We start from the raw sequence: 17,111 nt of genomic DNA, 5'->3' as shown, positions 1-17,111 counted from the left end.
CGATAGACTCACATTTCCTGTGCGATGCGCTGGATGAAATCGTTCGACTTCGCCTCACTGAGTGAGATCGAGTCGACCGAGCCGATTAGCTCCCGGTACTTCGCGAGCTGAGCCTCCGCGTCGAGAAAACCTGAATCGAATGCGCTGTCGACCTGAACTGTGTCGAGTGCGGGGATCGTTGCCCCTGCATAGGCCATCGAGTGCACTGACCCGGTGATCTGTGCGGCGAACGGAATGACCCGGATGGTCACAGAAGGCCACTCCGAGAGTTCGCACAGGTACTCCAGTTGTCGGCTCATCGTTCTGGCGTCGCAGTACCTCATGCGGAGGGCGGCCTCGTGGATGAACGCTTCATACGGAGTTGGCTGAGGGCGGTCGAAAATCTCGCGGCGCCTCATGCGGTGCTCAACGCGCGCGTTCAATTCGGCAGTCGGGAGATTGGCAATTCCCCCGCGCAGGAGAGATGTTGCGTACGCCTCGGTCTGGAAAATGCCGGGTACGTAGAGCATCTCGATGGCTTGTATGGAGAGCGCCCAGTGTTCGAGCTCCGCCAGGTCGAGAAAGCCTGGCGACAGCACTCCCCGGTATTCCTCCCACCATCCCTTGGTGCGTTCCTCGGCCATGGCTGCCAAAGCATCCACCAAGTGCTTGTCGTTGGCGGAATAGTGGGCAGCCAGTCGGCGTACCCGCTGATCGCTCACGCCGTATCGCCCGGATTCGATGTGGCTGATCTGTGCGCGTTCGCCACCGAGGAACGCGGCGGCCTCGCCGCCGGACATGCCTGCCCGCTCGCGTAGCTTGCGCAGTTCCGCGCCCAACCGCCGCTGCCTCGCGGTCGGATAGCTTCTTGGCGGCATCAGGCCCTCTCTTCCGTACAGGTACTGAGTGTGCCGCCCCATCCTGCCTCAGGTCCACTCGAATGGGTGCTACGGCCGTCCCACTGTTGTGCCGTCCCACTGTTGTGCCCTACCTTCGGCGCGTGGCGCAGTACGTCGAACCACGCCGAAGTGCAGTTGCCTAGGGGGTGGTTGTCTCCCCTTCGAGGGCAGCCGGAGCCACGGCAGACGGGCAGCGCTTCCGACCGGCTCATGTAGGGAGACCCCATGCCACCCGTCTTCGCTCCACCTGTTCCCTTCCCGTACGCCCTCCCCTCGTCCTGCGAGGGCTATCAGCTCGCGATGCCCAACTCCGCCTTCGCCGCGAAGATCGTGCGGGACTTCGTCGGGGCCCTGCTCCGGACCGGCGCGCACGCCGGGCTCGCGGACGACGCCCGGCTCTGCGTGAGCGAGGTGGTGTCCAACGTGTACTGCCACACGCGATCCGAACTGGTCCGGGTCGAGGTGCTGGTGGGCCGGGAGGAGGTCGCGGTGCACGTGACCAACGACCACACGGGTCCGCTGCCCGAACCGCTGGTCCGCCCCGAGGGCGAGGGCGGCCGGGGTCTCCTCGTCGTCAACGGGCTTGCGGCCAGTTGGGGCAGCAGCACCCGGAAGGTGAAGGCCCGGCGCACCAAGACGGTCTGGTTCGTCCTCACCGAGCCCGAGCCCGAGCCCGAGCCCGAGCCCGAGCCCGAGTCCGGCACCGAGGCCGACTGCCGCGTCGGCGCTGCCGAGCCCGGGAACGAGATGCGGCCTGACGCTGCCCAGGCCCAGGCCCAGGCCCCGCATTAGGCGAACGCAGCGCTACGGGCGCGGGTCCGTGTCCGCTGCCGTGTCGGTCCAGGTGATCTCGAAGTACCTGACGCGTTCGTCCTCTCCGGCCGGTCGCATGCCGGCTGCCGTCATGACGCGCTGGGACGCGATGTTGTCGTGGTCGGCGTCGCCTTTCACCCGGGTGACGCCGTGCGCTCGCGCGAACAGGAGCAGTCCGCGGAGGGCTTCGGACGCGTGTCCCTCACCTCGCGCGGAGGGGACGAGGCCGTAGCCGATCGTGACGCTCCCGTTCACGTCCGGAGGCCCGTGGAAGCCCACGCCGCCGATAGCCCGGCCGTCGTCGCGGCGACGGATCTCGTAGGTGCCGAACGGCTGGGGATCACCGCTGATCGCGGAGGTGCTCAGCAGGCGCGTGGCGGCCGACACGTCGCCCTCCGTGGGATATCCGGGCGCCCATCGGGCGTCGCTGTCCGACTTGCCCGCCACCACGCGCTCGGCCTCGCCGAGGGTCATCGGATGCAGCACAAGTCGCTCTGTCACAAGGTCGTCCATGGCAGGCAGGAGTATCAGGCGGGACGACCGGACCGCACGTGGATTGTCGTGCGGCGGCGGCGGCGGGGCGCCGGGGCGACCCGCGCGGCTCGTGGCACACACGGCGAAGGCCGCCGCCCCCGAGCGGGGGAGCGGCGGCCTCGGCCGTGTATCGGAGCGCCCTCGGGCGCCGCGCGTCAGAGGACGCGGACCGCGCCGGTCGGCCGGTCGTAGTCCATGGAGCGCTGCACCGTGCCGGTGCTGGAGTTCTGCGCGCCGACGAACTGGCCGCCGCCGATGTAGATGGCGACGTGGTAGGCGCTGCCCGCACCGCCCCAGTACAGGATGTCGCCGGGCTGCAGGTTGTCCAGGGATACCTGGGTGCCGGCGGTCGACTGCGCCTGGGAGACGCGCGGCAGGTCGATGTTGGCCGTGCGGTAGGCGGCCTGGACCAGGCCCGAGCAGTCCCACGCGTTCGGGCCGGTGCCGCCGGAGACGTACGCGTCGCCGACCTGGGCCTTGGCGAACGCCACGATGGAGGCGGCGGAACCGCTGACGTTCGAGGAAGAGGAGGAGGACGGCGCGGAGGCGGAGCTGCCCGAGGAGGACGAGCCCGACGAGCCGGTGGAGGCGCTGAGCGTGGTGCGCTCGGTGGACCGGGAGGCGCGCTCGGCGCGCTCCTTGGCCTCGGCCTCGGCCTTGGCCTTCTTCTCGGCGGCTTCCGCCTTCTTCTTGGCCTCGTCCTTGCGGACGGCCTCGGCGTGGGCCTTCTTGGCGTCCTTCGCGGCCTTCGCGGCGGCCGCGTCCTGGTCCGCCTGCTTCTCGATGTCGAGCGCGAGCTGCTGCGTGGCCTGAGCGGAGGCGGCAGCGGCGGCGGAGAAGTTGGACGCGATGGTGGGCATTTCGATGGTCTGGGTCACCGGCTCGGCCTGGGCCGGACCGGCGGCACCCGCGACCGCGATGGTGCTGAGGAAGCCACCGGCAACTCCGGCACGCAGGGCCGACTTCGAGGCGCGCTGGCGGGGCTTCCGGTGGCTGGGTATGTGAGCGGTGTGGGACATGGGTACTAGCGCTATCAGGGCTGTAGGGGTCCCATCAAGAAACGTGTGTTGCGACACAGTTACGTTCGGAATCCCCGAATCCGCTTTCTGAGCGCCTTTATTGACGCCGTAACGGGCAAATCGGACGGCGGTGATCAAGGCGGTGATCACCGCCTTTCGGTAATACGCCCGAATTGCCCGTCACCTACCACCCGTTCACACTGATGGCCAAGCCCGGTTTCCTGTGAAGGGGGTGCGTGTGGCGCAGGTCACGGCGGGCGAGTGCCGGGGCGGGCAACCCGCGCGGGTGCGATCCGCGTCGCCGCCTCCCGTTGGCCGACTTCCGGTGGTCGGCCGGTCGGCGGGCGTCGGACGGCCGCCCCAACGGTCGGCGCGACGCGTGGCCTGATGGCGCGTGAAGCACGCGCTCCGCGATCCGCGAGGGGTGCGTGATGTGCTCGCCCCGTCGTCTGCGAAGGGCGCGCGATGCACTCGCCCCGCAGTCCGCGAAGGGCGCCCCGCGTCGCCGCCCCGGTACTTCGTGAATGCGTGCACATGTCCCATCGCTCCCCGCCGCTCCTCATCCGGGCGGATGTCGGTGGATGCCGGGGGGCGCCGGGGGGCGGCGGGGGGCACCGAGGGAGGCGTGCATCCCTTATCACCTCAAGCACGTTCACCGCCAATTTGCTTGTAGTGGCTGTCCATTGATAGCGCACCACGCCTTTGACCAGCGGTGACACCGTCGAATGTCACGTCTCGTGATCACTCGGCCGCTTCGCGTACGAAGATCACCGCTCATACGACTTCATGATCCTTCGTCAGGTGGTGGAGATCACAAAGCCGTTGCTGTACCCCGTGTCGCAGATCACAGGGGGCCGGGCATAGGATGCGGGGCAGTCGGGCTTGTGAACTGCCTCACATGTGCACGATCTTGGTGAGGCAGCGAGCCGGTCGCCCGATGCGGTCCACAGGTCAAGGACGACTGGAAGGAGCGAGGAGCGTGAATGCCTACGCGCCCATCCTCGTGCTCGGCGCCCTCGGGGCAGGGTTTGCGATCTTCTCCGTGGTCATGGCCACGCTTATCGGCCCCAAGCGGTACAACCGGGCAAAGCTCGAAGCGTACGAGTGCGGCATCGAACCCACCCCGACTCCGGCCGGAGGCGGCCGCTTTCCGATCAAGTACTACCTGACGGCGATGCTTTTCATCGTCTTCGACATCGAGATCGTCTTCCTCTATCCCTGGGCGGTCTCCTTCGACGCCCTGGGGATCTTCGGGCTCGTGGAGATGCTGCTCTTCGTGCTCACCGTCTTCGTCGCCTACGCGTATGTGTGGCGTCGCGGCGGCCTGGAATGGGACTGAGGGGCTGAGGGGCACACCATGGGACTCGAAGAGAAACTGCCGAGCGGCTTCGTTCTGACCACGGTCGAGCAGGCCGCGGGCTGGGTGCGGAAGTCCTCCGTCTTCCCGGCCACGTTCGGACTGGCCTGCTGCGCCATCGAGATGATGACGACCGGCGCCGGCCGCTACGACCTCGCCCGGTTCGGAATGGAGGTCTTCCGCGGATCGCCGCGCCAGGCCGACCTGATGATCGTCGCGGGACGGGTGAGCCAGAAGATGGCGCCCGTCCTGCGGCAGGTCTACGACCAGATGCCGAATCCCAAGTGGGTCATCTCCATGGGGGTTTGCGCTTCATCAGGCGGTATGTTCAACAATTACGCCATTGTTCAGGGTGTAGATCACATTGTCCCGGTCGATATCTATTTGCCGGGTTGCCCGCCGCGTCCCGAGATGCTGATGGACGCCATCCTCAAGCTCCACCAGAAGATCCAGGGCACCAAGCTCGGGGTCAACGCGGAGGAGGCCGCCCGCGAGGCGGAGGAAGCGGCCCTCAAGGCACTGCCCCTGATCGAGATGAAGGGGCTGCTCCGGTGAGCGAGAACACCGACGCCAACGGCGAGAACAACGCCGTACCCGCACCGCGCGACACCGGCGGCGAGGTCATCCGCGTCCGCAAGGGCATGTTCGGCGCGAACAACGGCGGCGACACCTCCGGTTACGGCGGCCTCATCCGCACCGTCACCCTGCCGGGAGCCGCCTCGCGGCCGTACGGCGGCTGGTTCGACGAGGTCGCCGACGAACTCGAAGGCGCCCTGGAGGAGCAGGACCTCCTCCCCGAGAACGCCATCGAGAAGACCGTCGTCGACCGCGGTGAACTGACCTTCCACATCGCACGCGAGCACCTGGTCCAGGTCGCCCGCACCCTGCGCGACGACCCCGCCCTGCGCTTCGAACTCTGCACGGGCGTCAGCGGCGTCCACTTCCTGGGCGACAAGGGCCGCGAGCTGCACGCCGTCTACCACCTGCGCTCGCTCACCCACGGCCGGATCATCCGGCTGGAGGTGTCCGCCCCGGACAGCGACCCGCACATCCCGTCGCTCGTCGCGGTCTACCCGACCAACGACTGGCACGAGCGCGAGGCGTACGACTTCTTCGGGCTCGTCTTCGACGGGCACCCCGCCCTCACCCGGATCATGATGCCGGACGACTGGCAGGGCTTCCCGCAGCGCAAGGACTACCCGCTCGGCGGCATCGCCGTCGAGTACAAGGGCGCCCAGATCCCGGCTCCGGACCAGCGGAGGTCGTACTCCTGATGACCACTCCCCATGCAACACCTCGCGCCACGACCGAGGGGACCGTGTACACGGTCACCGGCGGCGACTGGGACGAGGTCGTCGAATCCGCGGTGAAGTCCGACGACGAACGCATCATCGTCAACATGGGCCCCCAGCACCCGTCCACGCACGGTGTGCTCCGCCTCATCCTGGAGATCGACGGCGAGACCGTCACCGAGGCCCGCTGCGGCATCGGCTACCTCCACACCGGCATCGAGAAGAACCTCGAATTCCGCAGCTGGACGCAGGGCACCACCTTCGTCACGCGCATGGACTACCTCACGCCGTTCTTCAACGAGACGGCGTACTGCCTGGGCGTGGAGAAGCTCCTCGGCATCGAGGACCAGATCCCCGACCGGGCCACCGTCATCCGCGTGCTGCTGATGGAGCTCAACCGGCTCTCCTCGCACCTCGTCTGCATCGCCACCGGCGGTATGGAGCTCGGCGCGACCACGATCATGATCTACGGCTTCCGCGATCGTGAACTGGTTCTCGATCTCTTCGAGCTGATCACCGGGCTCCGCATGAACCACGCGTTCGTCCGCCCCGGCGGCCTCGCCCAGGACCTGCCCCCGGGCTCGGTCGACCAGTTGCGCGAGTTCGTGAAGACGATGAAGAAGAACCTGCCGGAGTACGACAAGCTCGCCACCGGCAACCCCATCTTCAAGGCCCGCATGCAGGACGTCGGCTACCTCGACCTCGCCGGCTGCATGGCGCTCGGCGCCACCGGCCCGGTGCTGCGCTCCGCCGGACTCCCGCACGACCTGCGCAAGACCGACCCGTACTGCGGCTACGAGACGTACGACTTCGACGTCCCGACCGCCGACACCTGCGACTCCTACGGGCGCTTCCTCATCCGCCTGGAGGAGATGCGCCAGTCGCTGCGCATCGTCGAGCAGTGCATCGAGCGCCTGGAGCCGGGCCCGGTCATGGTCGCCGACAAGAAGATCGCCTGGCCCGCCCAGCTCGCGCTGGGCCCGGACGGACTCGGCAACTCGCTCGACCACATCCGGAACATCATGGGCACCTCCATGGAGGCCCTGATCCACCACTTCAAGCTGGTGACCGAGGGATTCCGGGTCCCGCCCGGCCAGACGTACACCGCCGTCGAGTCCCCCAAGGGTGAACTCGGCGTGCACGTCGTCTCCGACGGCGGCACCCGCCCCTACCGGGTCCACTTCCGCGACCCGTCGTTCACCAACCTGCAGGCCATGGCGGCGATGTGCGAAGGCGGCCAGGTCGCCGACGTCATCGTCGCCGTCGCGTCCATCGACCCCGTGATGGGAGGCGTCGACCGGTGACCACCTCACGCCAAGACGTCAGTCTGGGGATGCCGCAGCTCCCCGCCACCCCCTACCCGGCCGAGGTGCGCGCCCGGCTCGACGCGGACGCGAAGGAGGTGCTGGCCCGCTACCCCGGCAGCCGCTCCGCCCTCCTGCCGCTGCTGCACCTCGTGCAGTCCGAGGAGGGGTACGTCTCCCGTACGGGCGTCGCCTTCTGCGCCGAGACGCTCGACCTCACCACCGCCGAGGTCACCGCCGTCGCCACCTTCTACTCCATGTACCGGCGCAGGCCCAGCGGCGACTACCAGGTCGGCGTCTGCACCAACACCCTCTGCGCGGTCATGGGCGGCGACGCCATCTTCGACACGCTCAAGGAGCACCTCGGGGTCGGCAACAACGAGACCACCGAGGACGGCAAGGTCACCCTCGAACACATCGAGTGCAACGCCGCCTGCGACTTCGCCCCCGTCGTGATGGTCAACTGGGAGTTCTTCGACAACCAGACCCCCGAGAGCGCCACCCGGCTCGTCGACGACCTGATCGCCGGACGCACCGTCGAGCCCACCCGGGGCGCGCCGATCTGCTCGTACAAGGAGACCGCCCGCATCCTGGCCGGCTTCCCCGACGAGCGCCCCGGCGCCGTCGAGGCCACCGGCGGCGCGGGCCCCGCCTCCCTCATCGGGCTCAAGCTCGCCAAGGGCGAGGCGCCGCCCAAGGCGCGCGTGGTCGCCCCGCGCGCCGGACAGCCCCAGGACACGCAGCCGCACAGTGCGCAGGTCCACGATCCGTCGCCGGCCGAGCGCCTCAGCTCGCACGACGCACCGCAGCAGACCTCGGCGTCCGACCCGGAGCACCCGGCCGGGCCCGCAGCCGAGGAGGGGGAGTGATGACGTTGGCAGCCGAGATCCACAACGGGACGAGCCCCGAGAAACTGCTCGCCCCCGTGCTCTCCGCCTTCTGGGACCAGCCCGAGTCCTGGACCCTGGAGACCTACCGCCGCCACGAGGGGTACGAGGGCCTGCGCAAGGCGCTCGCCATGGACCCCGACGAACTCATCGCGTACGTCAAGGACTCCGGTCTGCGCGGACGCGGCGGCGCCGGCTTCCCCACCGGGATGAAGTGGCAGTTCATCCCGCAGGGCGACGGCAAACCGCACTACCTGGTGGTCAACGCCGACGAGTCGGAACCGGGGACCTGCAAGGACATCCCGCTCCTCTTCGCCAACCCGCACAGCCTCATCGAAGGCATCGTGATCGCCTGCTACGCGATCCGTTCGTCGCACGCGTTCATCTATCTGCGGGGTGAGGTCGTCCCCGTGCTGCGCAGGCTGCACGAGGCGGTCCGAGAGGCGTACGAGGCGGGTTATCTGGGGACGGACATCCTCGGTTCGGGACTCGATCTGGAACTCACGGTGCACGCGGGCGCCGGTGCGTACATCTGTGGTGAGGAAACCGCGCTGCTCGACTCTCTCGAAGGACGGCGTGGCCAGCCTCGGCTGCGACCTCCCTTCCCCGCGGTCGCCGGTCTGTACGCCTGCCCCACTGTGGTGAACAACGTCGAGTCCATCGCCTCGGTTCCCGCGATCCTGAACAAGGGCAAGGACTGGTTCAAGTCGATGGGCAGCGAGAAGTCCCCGGGCTTCACGCTCTACTCGCTCAGCGGCCACGTCACCAGCCCCGGCCAGTACGAGGCCCCGCTCGGCATCACGCTCCGCCAGCTCCTCGACATGAGCGGCGGCATGCGCGCCGGCCACCGGCTCAAGTTCTGGACCCCAGGGGGCTCCTCCACCCCGATGTTCACCGAGGAGCACCTCGACGTCCCCCTCGACTACGAGGGCGTCGGAGCCGCCGGTTCCATGCTCGGCACCAAGGCGCTCCAGTGCTTCGACGAGACGACCTGCGTGGTGCGGGCCGTCACCCGCTGGACCGAGTTCTACGCCCACGAGTCCTGCGGCAAGTGCACGCCCTGCCGCGAGGGGACGTACTGGCTCGTCCAGCTCCTGCGCGACATCGAGGCCGGCAAGGGCGAGATGGCCGACCTCGACAAGCTCAACGACATCGCCGACAACATCAACGGCAAGTCGTTCTGCGCGCTCGGCGACGGCGCGGCCTCGCCGATCTTCTCCTCGCTCAAGTACTTCCGCGAGGAGTACGAGCAGCACATCACCGGCAAGGGCTGCCCCTTCGACCCCGCCCGGTCCACGGCCTGGGCCGACGACACGAACACCGACGGCACGAACGCTCACCGGGGGGTGAACGCATGACAGTCACCACGAGTGCGCCCTCCGGGGGCGGCGAGGCGGCGGTCCCGCCCGAGGACCTGGTCACGCTGACCATCGACGGCATCGAGATCAGCGTCCCCAAGGGGACCCTGGTCATCCGCGCCGCCGAACTCCTCGGCATCGAGATCCCGCGCTTCTGCGACCACCCGCTCCTCGACCCCGCCGGCGCCTGCCGCCAGTGCATCGTCGAGGTCGAGGGCCAGCGCAAGCCGATGGCCTCCTGCACCATCACCTGCACCGACGGCATGGTCGTCAAGTCGCAGATCACCTCCCCTGTCGCCGAGAAGGCGCAGAAGGGCGTGATGGAGCTGCTGCTGATCAACCACCCGCTCGACTGCCCCGTCTGCGACAAGGGCGGCGAGTGCCCGCTCCAGAACCAGGCGATGTCGCACGGCGGCGCCGACTCCCGGTTCGAGGGGAAGAAGCGGACCTTCGAGAAGCCCGTCCCGATCTCCACCCAGGTCCTGCTGGACCGCGAGCGGTGCGTGCTCTGCGCGCGCTGCACCCGGTTCTCCAACCAGGTGGCGGGCGACCCGATGATCGAGCTGATCGAGCGCGGCGCGCTCCAGCAGGTCGGCACCGGCGAGGGCGACCCCTTCCAGTCGTACTTCTCCGGCAACACCATCCAGATCTGCCCGGTCGGCGCGCTCACCTCGGCGGCGTACCGGTTCCGCTCCCGCCCCTTCGACCTGGTCTCCACCCCCTCGGTGTGCGAGCAGTGCTCGGGCGGCTGCTCCACCCGCACCGACCACCGGCGCGGCAAGGTCGTCCGCCGTCTCGCGGCCAACGAGCCCGAGGTCAACGAGGAGTGGATCTGCGACAAGGGGAGGTTCGGCTTCCGCTACGCCCAGCAGCGCGACCGCCTCACCACCCCGCTGGTCCGCAACGCCGCGGGCGAGCTGGAACCGGCGAGCTGGCCCGAGGCGCTGGAGGCCGCCGCGGCCGGGCTCCTCGCCGCCCGCGGCCGTACCGGCGTCCTCACCGGCGGCCGGCTCACCGTCGAGGACTCCTACGCGTACGGCAAGTTCGCCCGGGTCGCCCTCGCCACCAACGACATCGACTTCCGCTCCCGGGTCCACAGCGCCGAGGAGGCCGACTTCCTCGCCGCCCGCGTCGCCGGACGCGGCCGGGACCTGGACGGCGAGGGCGTCACGTACACCGCGCTGGAGAAGGCCCCCGCGGTCCTCCTCGTCGGGATCGAGTCCGAGGAGGAGGCCCCCGGCGTCTTCCTGCGGCTGCGCAAGGCCCACCGCAAGGCCGGTCAGAAGACCTTCGCACTCGCCTCGCACGCCACCCGCGGCCTGGAGAAGGCGGGCGGCACCCTGCTGCCCGCCGCCCCCGGCACCGAGACCGAGTGGCTCGACGCGCTCGCGGGCGGCGTCGGCCTGGACGCCGAAGGGTCCGCCGCCGCCGAGGCGTTGCGGGCCGAGCACTCCCTGATCATCGTCGGCGAGCGGCTGGCCGGGGTGCCCGGAGCGCTGTCCGCCGCGATCCGCACCGCCGCCGCCACCGGCGCGCGCCTGGTGTGGATCCCGCGCCGGGCGGGCGACCGGGGCGCGGTGGAGGCGGGCGCGCTGCCCGCGTTGCTGCCCGGCGGCCGCCCCGCCACCGACCCGCGCGCCCGCGACGAGGTCGCGGCGCTGTGGCGGCTGGCCGAACTGCCCTCCCGCCCCGGCCGCGACACCGGCCGGATCATCGAGGCCGCGGCCACCGGCGAACTGGGCGCGCTGCTCGTCGCCGGGGTCGGCGTCGAGGACCTGCCCGACCCGAACCGCGCCCTCCAGGCGCTGAACGAGGTCGGCTTCCTGGTCTCGCTGGAGCTGCGGCCGACCGCGGTCACCGCCCGCGCGGACGTGGTCTTCCCGGTCGCCGCCGTCGCGGAGAAGTCCGGCACCTTCCTCAACTGGGAGGGCCGGGTCCGGATGTTCGAGGCGGCGCTCAAGCCCGAGCAGATGACCCGGACGCTCGCCCCGACCGACCTGCGGGTGCTGCACATGCTGGCCGACGCCATGGACGTGCACTTCGCGCTGCCGGACCTGGCCTCCGCCCGCCGCGAGCTGGACCGGCTCGGCGGCTGGGAGGGCGGACGCGCGGACGACCCGCGCGAGGCCGCCCGGCCGCTGCCCCGGCCCGGCGACGGCGAGGCCGTCCTCGCCGGCCACCGCATGCTGCTCGACCTCGGCCGGCTCCAGGAGGGCGACACCGCCCTCGCCGGGACCCGGCACGCGGCCGTCGCAAGGCTGTCGGCGGCCACCGCCGCCGAGACCGGCGTCAAGGACGGCGACCCGCTCGCCGTCACCGGCCCGGCCGGCACCGTCGAACTGCCGCTCGCCGTCACCGACATGCCGGACCGGGTGGTCTGGGTGCCGCTGAACTCCGTGGGACGCGGCATCCCCGCCGACACCGGAGTGAACCCGGGCGGCCTGGTGCGGATCGGCCCGGCCGCCGCACCCGGCGCTCCCGTCGAACCATCGGAGGTACGAGCGTGACTGGCCTCGCCGCACTCACGACGGCGCCCGAGGGCGCCGTCCTCGCCGCCGAGGATCTCTCGATGTTCGGCACCGACCCCTGGTGGCTGGTCGTCGTCAAGGCGGTCTTCTGCTTCGCGTTCCTGATGGTGACCGTGCTGTTCTCCATCGTGTGGGAGCGCAAGGTCGTCGCCTGGATGCAGCTGCGCATCGGCCCCAACCGCAACGGCCCCTGGGGCATGCTCCAGTCGCTCGCCGACGGCATCAAGCTGATGCTCAAGGAAGACCTCATCGTCAAGCGGGCCGACAAGGCCGTCTACATCCTGGCCCCGATCGTCGCGGCGATCCCGGCGTTCATGGCGATCGCGGTCATCCCGTTCGGCCCCGCCGACAACCAGGTGTCGATCTTCGGCCACCGTACGACGATGCAGCTCACCGACCTGCCGATCGCGATGCTCTACATCCTCGCGGTCGCCTCGGTCGGCATCTACGGCCTCGTCCTGGCGGGCTGGTCCTCCGGATCGACGTACCCGCTCCTCGGCGGTCTGCGCTCCTGCGCCCAGATGATCAGCTACGAGATCGCGATGGGCGCCGCGTTCGCCTCGGTCTTCCTCTACTCCGGGTCGATGTCGACCTCGGCGATCGTGGAGGCGCAGGCGGACCGCTGGTTCGTCGTCCTGCTGCCGGTCTCCTTCATCATCTACATCATCACGATGGTCGGGGAGACGAACCGCGCGCCGTTCGACATGCCGGAGTCCGAGGGCGACCTCGTCGGCGGGTTCAACACCGAGTACTCCTCGATCAAGTTCGCGATGTTCATGCTCGCCGAGTACGTCAACATGGTCACCGTCTCCGCGGTCTCCGTGACCCTCTTCCTGGGCGGCTGGCGGGCCCCGTACCCGGTCAGCACCTTCTGGGAGGGCGCGAACCAGGGCTGGTGGCCGATGCTCTGGTTCGTCCTCAAGGTCCAGCTGCTCCTCTTCTTCTTCATCTGGCTGCGCGGCACCCTGCCCCGGGTCCGCTACGACCAGCTCATGAAGCTCGGCTGGAAGGTCCTCATCCCGGTCTCCGTGGTCTGGCTGATGCTCGTCGCCACCGTCCGCGCGCTGCGCAACGAGGGCTACGACTTCTCCCGGATCGTGCTGTACGTCGGGGCGGCCGTGATCGCGGTGCTGCTGATCTCCTTCGTCGTCGACATGTTCCGCGACCGGAAGAACCGGACCGAGGCGGAGGCGGCCGGACCGGAGCCCGCCTTCGACCCGATGGCGGGCGGGTTCCCGGTGCCGCCGCTGCCCGGACAGACCCTGCCGCCGGTGCCCAGGCGCACGCCGCGGCGGGAGCGGGAGCTCGTTGTCAGTGGCGGGCCGGATACTCAGAGTGACGGAAACGCGAGTGACGGAAAGGAGGCCGGCGGTGTCTGAGAAACCAGAGCTCACGGGCTCATCGGAATCCGCTGGGTCCTCGGGCCGGGCGGAGGGGTCGGGCGAGAAGTTCCAGAACCCGGTGGCCGGCTTCGGCGTGACCTTCAAGGCCATGTTCAAGAAGCGGCTCACCGAGCAGTACCCGGAGACGCCGAAGGTGACGGCGCCCCGCTTCCACGGCCGCCACCAGCTCAACCGCCACCCGGACGGCCTGGAGAAGTGCGTCGGCTGCGAGCTGTGCGCCTGGGCCTGTCCCGCCGACGCGATCTACGTGGAGGGCGCGGACAACACCGAGGAGGAGCGCTACTCCCCGGGCGAGCGCTACGGCCGCGTCTACCAGATCAACTACGCGCGCTGCATCCTGTGCGGACTCTGCATCGAGGCGTGCCCCACCCGGGCGCTGACGATGACGAACGAGTTCGAGCTGGCCAACACCACCCGCGAAAGCCTCATCTACACCAAGGACGAGCTGCTCGCGGGCCTGGAGGAAGGCATGGTCGACAGCCCGCACGCGATCTACCCCGGCATGGACGAACAGGACTACTACCGGGGCCTGGTCACCGAGGCCGCCCCCGGCACCGTCCCCCAGCAAGCCGTCTCCAAGGGCGCGTCGGACAAGCTCGACGAGGACCCCGTCGAGTCCACCCGGGCCGCCGACGCCACCCGGCACGACAAGGGGGTGGGCGCGTGAACGCGCTGGCCGCAGCCACCGCCACCTCGACCGGCGAGGCCGTCCAGTTCTGGATCCTGGGCACCGTCGCCGTGATCGGGGCGCTCTCCACGGTCCTGCTGAAGAGGGCCGTGCACAGCGCGCTCTCACTCGCCGGAACCATGATCGTCCTCGCGGTGTTCTACCTCGCCAACGGGGCGTACTTCCTCGGCATCGTCCAGATCGTCGTCTACACGGGCGCGATCATGATGCTGTTCCTCTTCGTCGTCATGCTCGTCGGCGTCACCGCCGCGGACTCCCTCAAGGAGACCCTCAAGGGGCAGCGCTGGCTGGCCCTCGGGTGCGCCCTCGGCTTCGGCGTCCTGCTGATCGGCGGCATCGGCAACGCCTCGCTCTCCACGTTCAACGGGCTGGGCGCCGCCAACGCCCGGCACGGGGGCAACGTCGAGGGCCTCGCCAACCTCATCTTCACCAAGTACGTCTTCGCCTTCGAGATCACCGGCGCCCTGCTCATCACCGCCACCGTCGGCGCGATGGTGCTCACGCACCGCGAGCGCACCGAACGGGCCAAGACCCAGCGGGAGATGGCCGAGCAGCGGGTCCGCGAGGGCAAGCACCTGCCGCCGCTCCCCGCCCCCGGCGTCTACGCCCGGCACAACGCGGTGGATATCCCCGGTCTCCTCCCCGACGGCACGCCGTCCGAGCTGACCGTCATGCAGACCCTGCGCGAGCGCGGCCAGGTCCGCGACGTCTCGCGGGAGGCCCTCGCCGACCTCAAGGCCCTGGAGCAGCGCTCCGGGGAGCGGCTCGGGCGCGAGGACGCGGACGCCGTGACGCGCGGGGCGGGCCCCGCCGCCGCTGCGGAGAATTCGGAGGCCGCCAAGTGAACCCGGTCAACTACCTCTACCTCGCGGCCCTGCTGTTCGCGATCGGCGCCTCCGGGGTGCTGATCCGGCGGAACGCGATCGTGGTGTTCATGTGCGTCGAGCTGATGCTCAACGCCTGCAATCTGGCGCTCGTCACGTTCTCCCGGATGCACGGCAACCTCGACGGGCAGATCGTCGCGTTCTTCACGATGGTCGTCGCCGCCGCGGAAGTCGTCGTCGGACTCGCGATCATCGTGTCGCTGTTCCGTTCCCGCCACTCGGCCTCGGTCGACGACGCCAGCCTGATGAAGCTGTAAGGGGTCGGAAACGTGGAGAACCTGATTGCGCTGCTCGTCGCGGCGCCCCTGCTCGGAGCGGCGGTCCTGCTCTGCGGCGGCCGCCGGCTGGACCGGACGGGCCACTGGCTCGGCACCGTCCTGGCCGCCGCCTCGTTCGTCGTCGGACTGATCCTCTTCACCGACATGCTGGGGAAGGGCGCCGAGGACCGGGCCCTGCACCAGCACCTGTTCAGCTGGATTCCGGTGGAGGGCTTCCAGGCCGACATCGCCTTCCAGCTCGACCAGTTGTCGATGACGTTCGTCCTGCTCATCACCGGTGTGGGCACGCTGATCCACATCTACTCCATCGGCTACATGGAGCACGACGAGCGCAGGCGCCGCTTCTTCGGCTACCTGAACCTGTTCCTCGCGGCGATGCTCATCCTCGTCATCGCCGACAACTACCTGCTGCTGTACGTCGGGTGGGAGGGCGTCGGTCTGGCGTCGTTCCTGCTCATCGGCTTCTGGCAGCACAAGCCCTCCGCGGCCACCGCCGCGAAGAAGGCGTTCCTGGTCAACCGGGTCGGTGACATCGGCCTGTCGATCGCCATCATGCTGATGTTCACCACCTTCGGCACCTTCGCCTTCGGGCCGGTGCTGGAGACGGCGGGCGAGACCGGCCAGGGCAAGCTGACGGCCATCGGCCTGATGCTGCTGCTGGCCGCCTGCGGCAAGTCGGCCCAGGTGCCGCTGCAGTCCTGGCTCGGCGACGCGATGGAGGGCCCGACCCCGGTCTCCGCCCTCATCCACGCCGCGACCATGGTCACCGCCGGCGTCTACCTGATCGTCCGCTCCGGCGCGATCTTCAACGCCGCCCCGGACGCCCAGCTCGTCGTCGTCATCGTCGGCGCGGTCACCCTGATGTTCGGTGCGATCGTCGGTTGCGCGAAGGACGACATCAAGAAGGCGCTGGCCGGATCGACGATGTCGCAGATCGGCTACATGATCCTGGCCGCCGGCCTCGGCCCCATCGGCTACGCGTTCGCGATCATGCACCTGGTGACGCACGGGTTCTTCAAGGCCGGGCTCTTCCTCGGCGCGGGCTCCGTCATGCACGGCATGAACGACGAGGTCGACATGCGCCGCTACGGCGGCCTGCGGAAGTACATGCCGGTCACCTTCATCACCTTCGGCCTCGGCTACCTGGCCATCATCGGCTTCCCCGGCCTCTCCGGCTTCTTCTCCAAGGACAAGATCATCGAGGCGGCCTTCGCCAAGGGCGGCGCCGAGGGCTGGATCCTCGGCTCCGTGGCTCTGCTGGGCGCCGCGATCACCGCGTTCTACATGACGCGCGTGATGCTGATGACGTTCTTCGGCGAGAAGCGCTGGCAGCCCGACGCCGAGGGACACGAGCCGCACCCGCACGAGTCCCCGAAGTCGATGACGATCCCGATGATCGTGCTGGCCTTCGGTTCGGTGTTCGCGGGCGGGTTCTTCGCGATCGGCGACCGGTTCGTGAGCTGGCTGGAGCCGGTCACCGGCTACGACCACGGGCACTCCCCGCTGAGCGCGGCCACGGTCACCGGGGCCACCGTCGTGGCCCTGCTCGTCGGCGTCGGCATCGCCTGGGCGATGTACGGCCGCAAGCCGGTCCCGGTCGTGGCCCCGCGCGGCTCGGTCCTCACCCGGGCCGCCCGCCGCGATCTCCTCCAGGACGACTTCAACCACGTGGTCCTGGTCCGCGGCGGCGAGCACCTCACCCGCTCGCTGGTCTACGTGGACCACTCCCTGGTCGACGGCGTCGTCAACGGCACGGCCGCGTCGGTCGGCGGGCTCTCCGGCCGGATGCGCAAGCTCCAGAACGGCTACGCCCGCACCTACGCGGTCTCGATGTTCGGCGGTACGGCGGTCGTCATCGCCGCGACCCTGCTGATGAGGGCGGTCTGAT

General features: G+C 69.4%; 16 protein-coding genes. 13 read left to right on the top strand and 3 right to left on the bottom strand.

Features of this window, described 5'->3' with window-relative positions:
* Positions 1 to 8: 8 nt before the first annotated feature.
* Positions 9 to 818 carry a helix-turn-helix domain-containing protein gene (locus IF19_RS0118000; RefSeq protein ID WP_306340469.1) on the bottom strand — a complete coding sequence of 270 codons (810 nt, stop codon included), beginning with the start codon at positions 816 to 818 and terminating at the stop codon, positions 9 to 11.
* Positions 819 to 1,103: 285 nt separating this feature from the next.
* Between IF19_RS0118000 and IF19_RS0117995 the strand changes: the two genes are divergently transcribed.
* Positions 1,104 to 1,670: an ATP-binding protein gene (locus IF19_RS0117995; protein WP_078580652.1), complete on the top strand. Its 567-nt coding sequence runs from the start codon at positions 1,104 to 1,106 to the stop codon at positions 1,668 to 1,670.
* 12 nt (positions 1,671 to 1,682) lie between these two features.
* Here the strand turns inward: IF19_RS0117995 and IF19_RS0117990 are convergent, their stop codons facing one another.
* Positions 1,683 to 2,204: a GNAT family N-acetyltransferase gene (locus tag IF19_RS0117990; protein ID WP_030112937.1), complete on the bottom strand. Its 522-nt coding sequence runs from the start codon at positions 2,202 to 2,204 to the stop codon at positions 1,683 to 1,685.
* 176 nt (positions 2,205 to 2,380) lie between these two features.
* A complete protein-coding gene (locus IF19_RS0117985) occupies positions 2,381 to 3,244 on the bottom strand; it encodes a C40 family peptidase (RefSeq protein ID WP_030112936.1) in 864 nt (287 codons plus the stop codon).
* 979 nt (positions 3,245 to 4,223) lie between these two features.
* Between IF19_RS0117985 and IF19_RS0117980 the strand changes: the two genes are divergently transcribed.
* Genes IF19_RS0117980 through nuoL form a run of 12 tightly spaced genes read left to right on the top strand, consistent with a single transcriptional unit; the run spans position 4,224 to position 17,110 of the window.
* Positions 4,224 to 4,583 (top strand): NADH-quinone oxidoreductase subunit A, encoded by a 360-nt coding sequence (locus IF19_RS0117980; RefSeq protein WP_003967084.1) that lies wholly within the window; start codon positions 4,224 to 4,226, stop codon positions 4,581 to 4,583.
* A gap of 18 nt (positions 4,584 to 4,601) precedes the next feature.
* Complete coding sequence (locus IF19_RS0117975) at positions 4,602 to 5,156, top strand: NuoB/complex I 20 kDa subunit family protein (protein WP_030112935.1); 555 nt, start codon at positions 4,602 to 4,604, stop codon at positions 5,154 to 5,156.
* Positions 5,153 to 5,875, top strand: coding sequence for an NADH-quinone oxidoreductase subunit C (locus IF19_RS0117970; protein WP_030112934.1), 723 nt, complete (start codon positions 5,153 to 5,155; stop codon positions 5,873 to 5,875). Before IF19_RS0117975 ends, IF19_RS0117970 begins: the two co-directional genes overlap by 4 nt.
* Positions 5,875 to 7,197, top strand: coding sequence for an NADH-quinone oxidoreductase subunit D (locus IF19_RS0117965; protein ID WP_030112933.1), 1,323 nt, complete (start codon positions 5,875 to 5,877; stop codon positions 7,195 to 7,197). Before IF19_RS0117970 ends, IF19_RS0117965 begins: the two co-directional genes overlap by 1 nt.
* A 29-nt stretch (positions 7,198 to 7,226) precedes the next feature.
* Positions 7,227 to 8,066: an NADH-quinone oxidoreductase subunit NuoE gene (nuoE, locus tag IF19_RS0117960; RefSeq protein WP_030112932.1), complete on the top strand. Its 840-nt coding sequence runs from the start codon at positions 7,227 to 7,229 to the stop codon at positions 8,064 to 8,066.
* Positions 8,066 to 9,442 (top strand): NADH-quinone oxidoreductase subunit NuoF, encoded by a 1,377-nt coding sequence (nuoF, locus tag IF19_RS0117955; protein ID WP_030112931.1) that lies wholly within the window; start codon positions 8,066 to 8,068, stop codon positions 9,440 to 9,442. The genes nuoE and nuoF overlap by 1 nt, the downstream gene beginning before the upstream one ends.
* Positions 9,439 to 11,949, top strand: coding sequence for an NADH-quinone oxidoreductase subunit G (locus tag IF19_RS0117950; protein WP_030277650.1), 2,511 nt, complete (start codon positions 9,439 to 9,441; stop codon positions 11,947 to 11,949). The genes nuoF and IF19_RS0117950 overlap by 4 nt, the downstream gene beginning before the upstream one ends.
* Positions 11,946 to 13,349, top strand: coding sequence for an NADH-quinone oxidoreductase subunit NuoH (gene nuoH, locus IF19_RS0117945; protein WP_030112928.1), 1,404 nt, complete (start codon positions 11,946 to 11,948; stop codon positions 13,347 to 13,349). Before IF19_RS0117950 ends, nuoH begins: the two co-directional genes overlap by 4 nt.
* Positions 13,342 to 14,040: an NADH-quinone oxidoreductase subunit NuoI gene (gene nuoI / locus IF19_RS0117940; RefSeq protein ID WP_063751390.1), complete on the top strand. Its 699-nt coding sequence runs from the start codon at positions 13,342 to 13,344 to the stop codon at positions 14,038 to 14,040. The genes nuoH and nuoI overlap by 8 nt, the downstream gene beginning before the upstream one ends.
* Positions 14,037 to 14,906, top strand: a complete 870-nt coding sequence (locus IF19_RS0117935) for an NADH-quinone oxidoreductase subunit J (protein ID WP_030112926.1) — start codon at positions 14,037 to 14,039, stop codon at positions 14,904 to 14,906. Before nuoI ends, IF19_RS0117935 begins: the two co-directional genes overlap by 4 nt.
* The gene (gene nuoK, locus IF19_RS0117930; protein WP_007451729.1) at positions 14,903 to 15,202 is read left to right on the top strand and encodes an NADH-quinone oxidoreductase subunit NuoK; all 300 of its coding nucleotides are present in this window, start codon (positions 14,903 to 14,905) and stop codon (positions 15,200 to 15,202) included. The genes IF19_RS0117935 and nuoK overlap by 4 nt, the downstream gene beginning before the upstream one ends.
* Before the next feature lie 12 nt (positions 15,203 to 15,214).
* Positions 15,215 to 17,110, top strand: a complete 1,896-nt coding sequence (nuoL, locus tag IF19_RS0117925) for an NADH-quinone oxidoreductase subunit L (protein ID WP_030112925.1) — start codon at positions 15,215 to 15,217, stop codon at positions 17,108 to 17,110.
* The last annotated feature ends 1 nt before the right edge of the window (position 17,111 follow it).

The sequence above is a fragment of the Streptomyces californicus genome (assembly GCF_000717645.1).
GTDB lineage: Bacteria > Actinomycetota > Actinomycetes > Streptomycetales > Streptomycetaceae > Streptomyces > Streptomyces californicus.
Note: the sequence above shows the minus strand (reverse complement) of the source record. Positions and strands in the feature narration are given on the sequence as shown.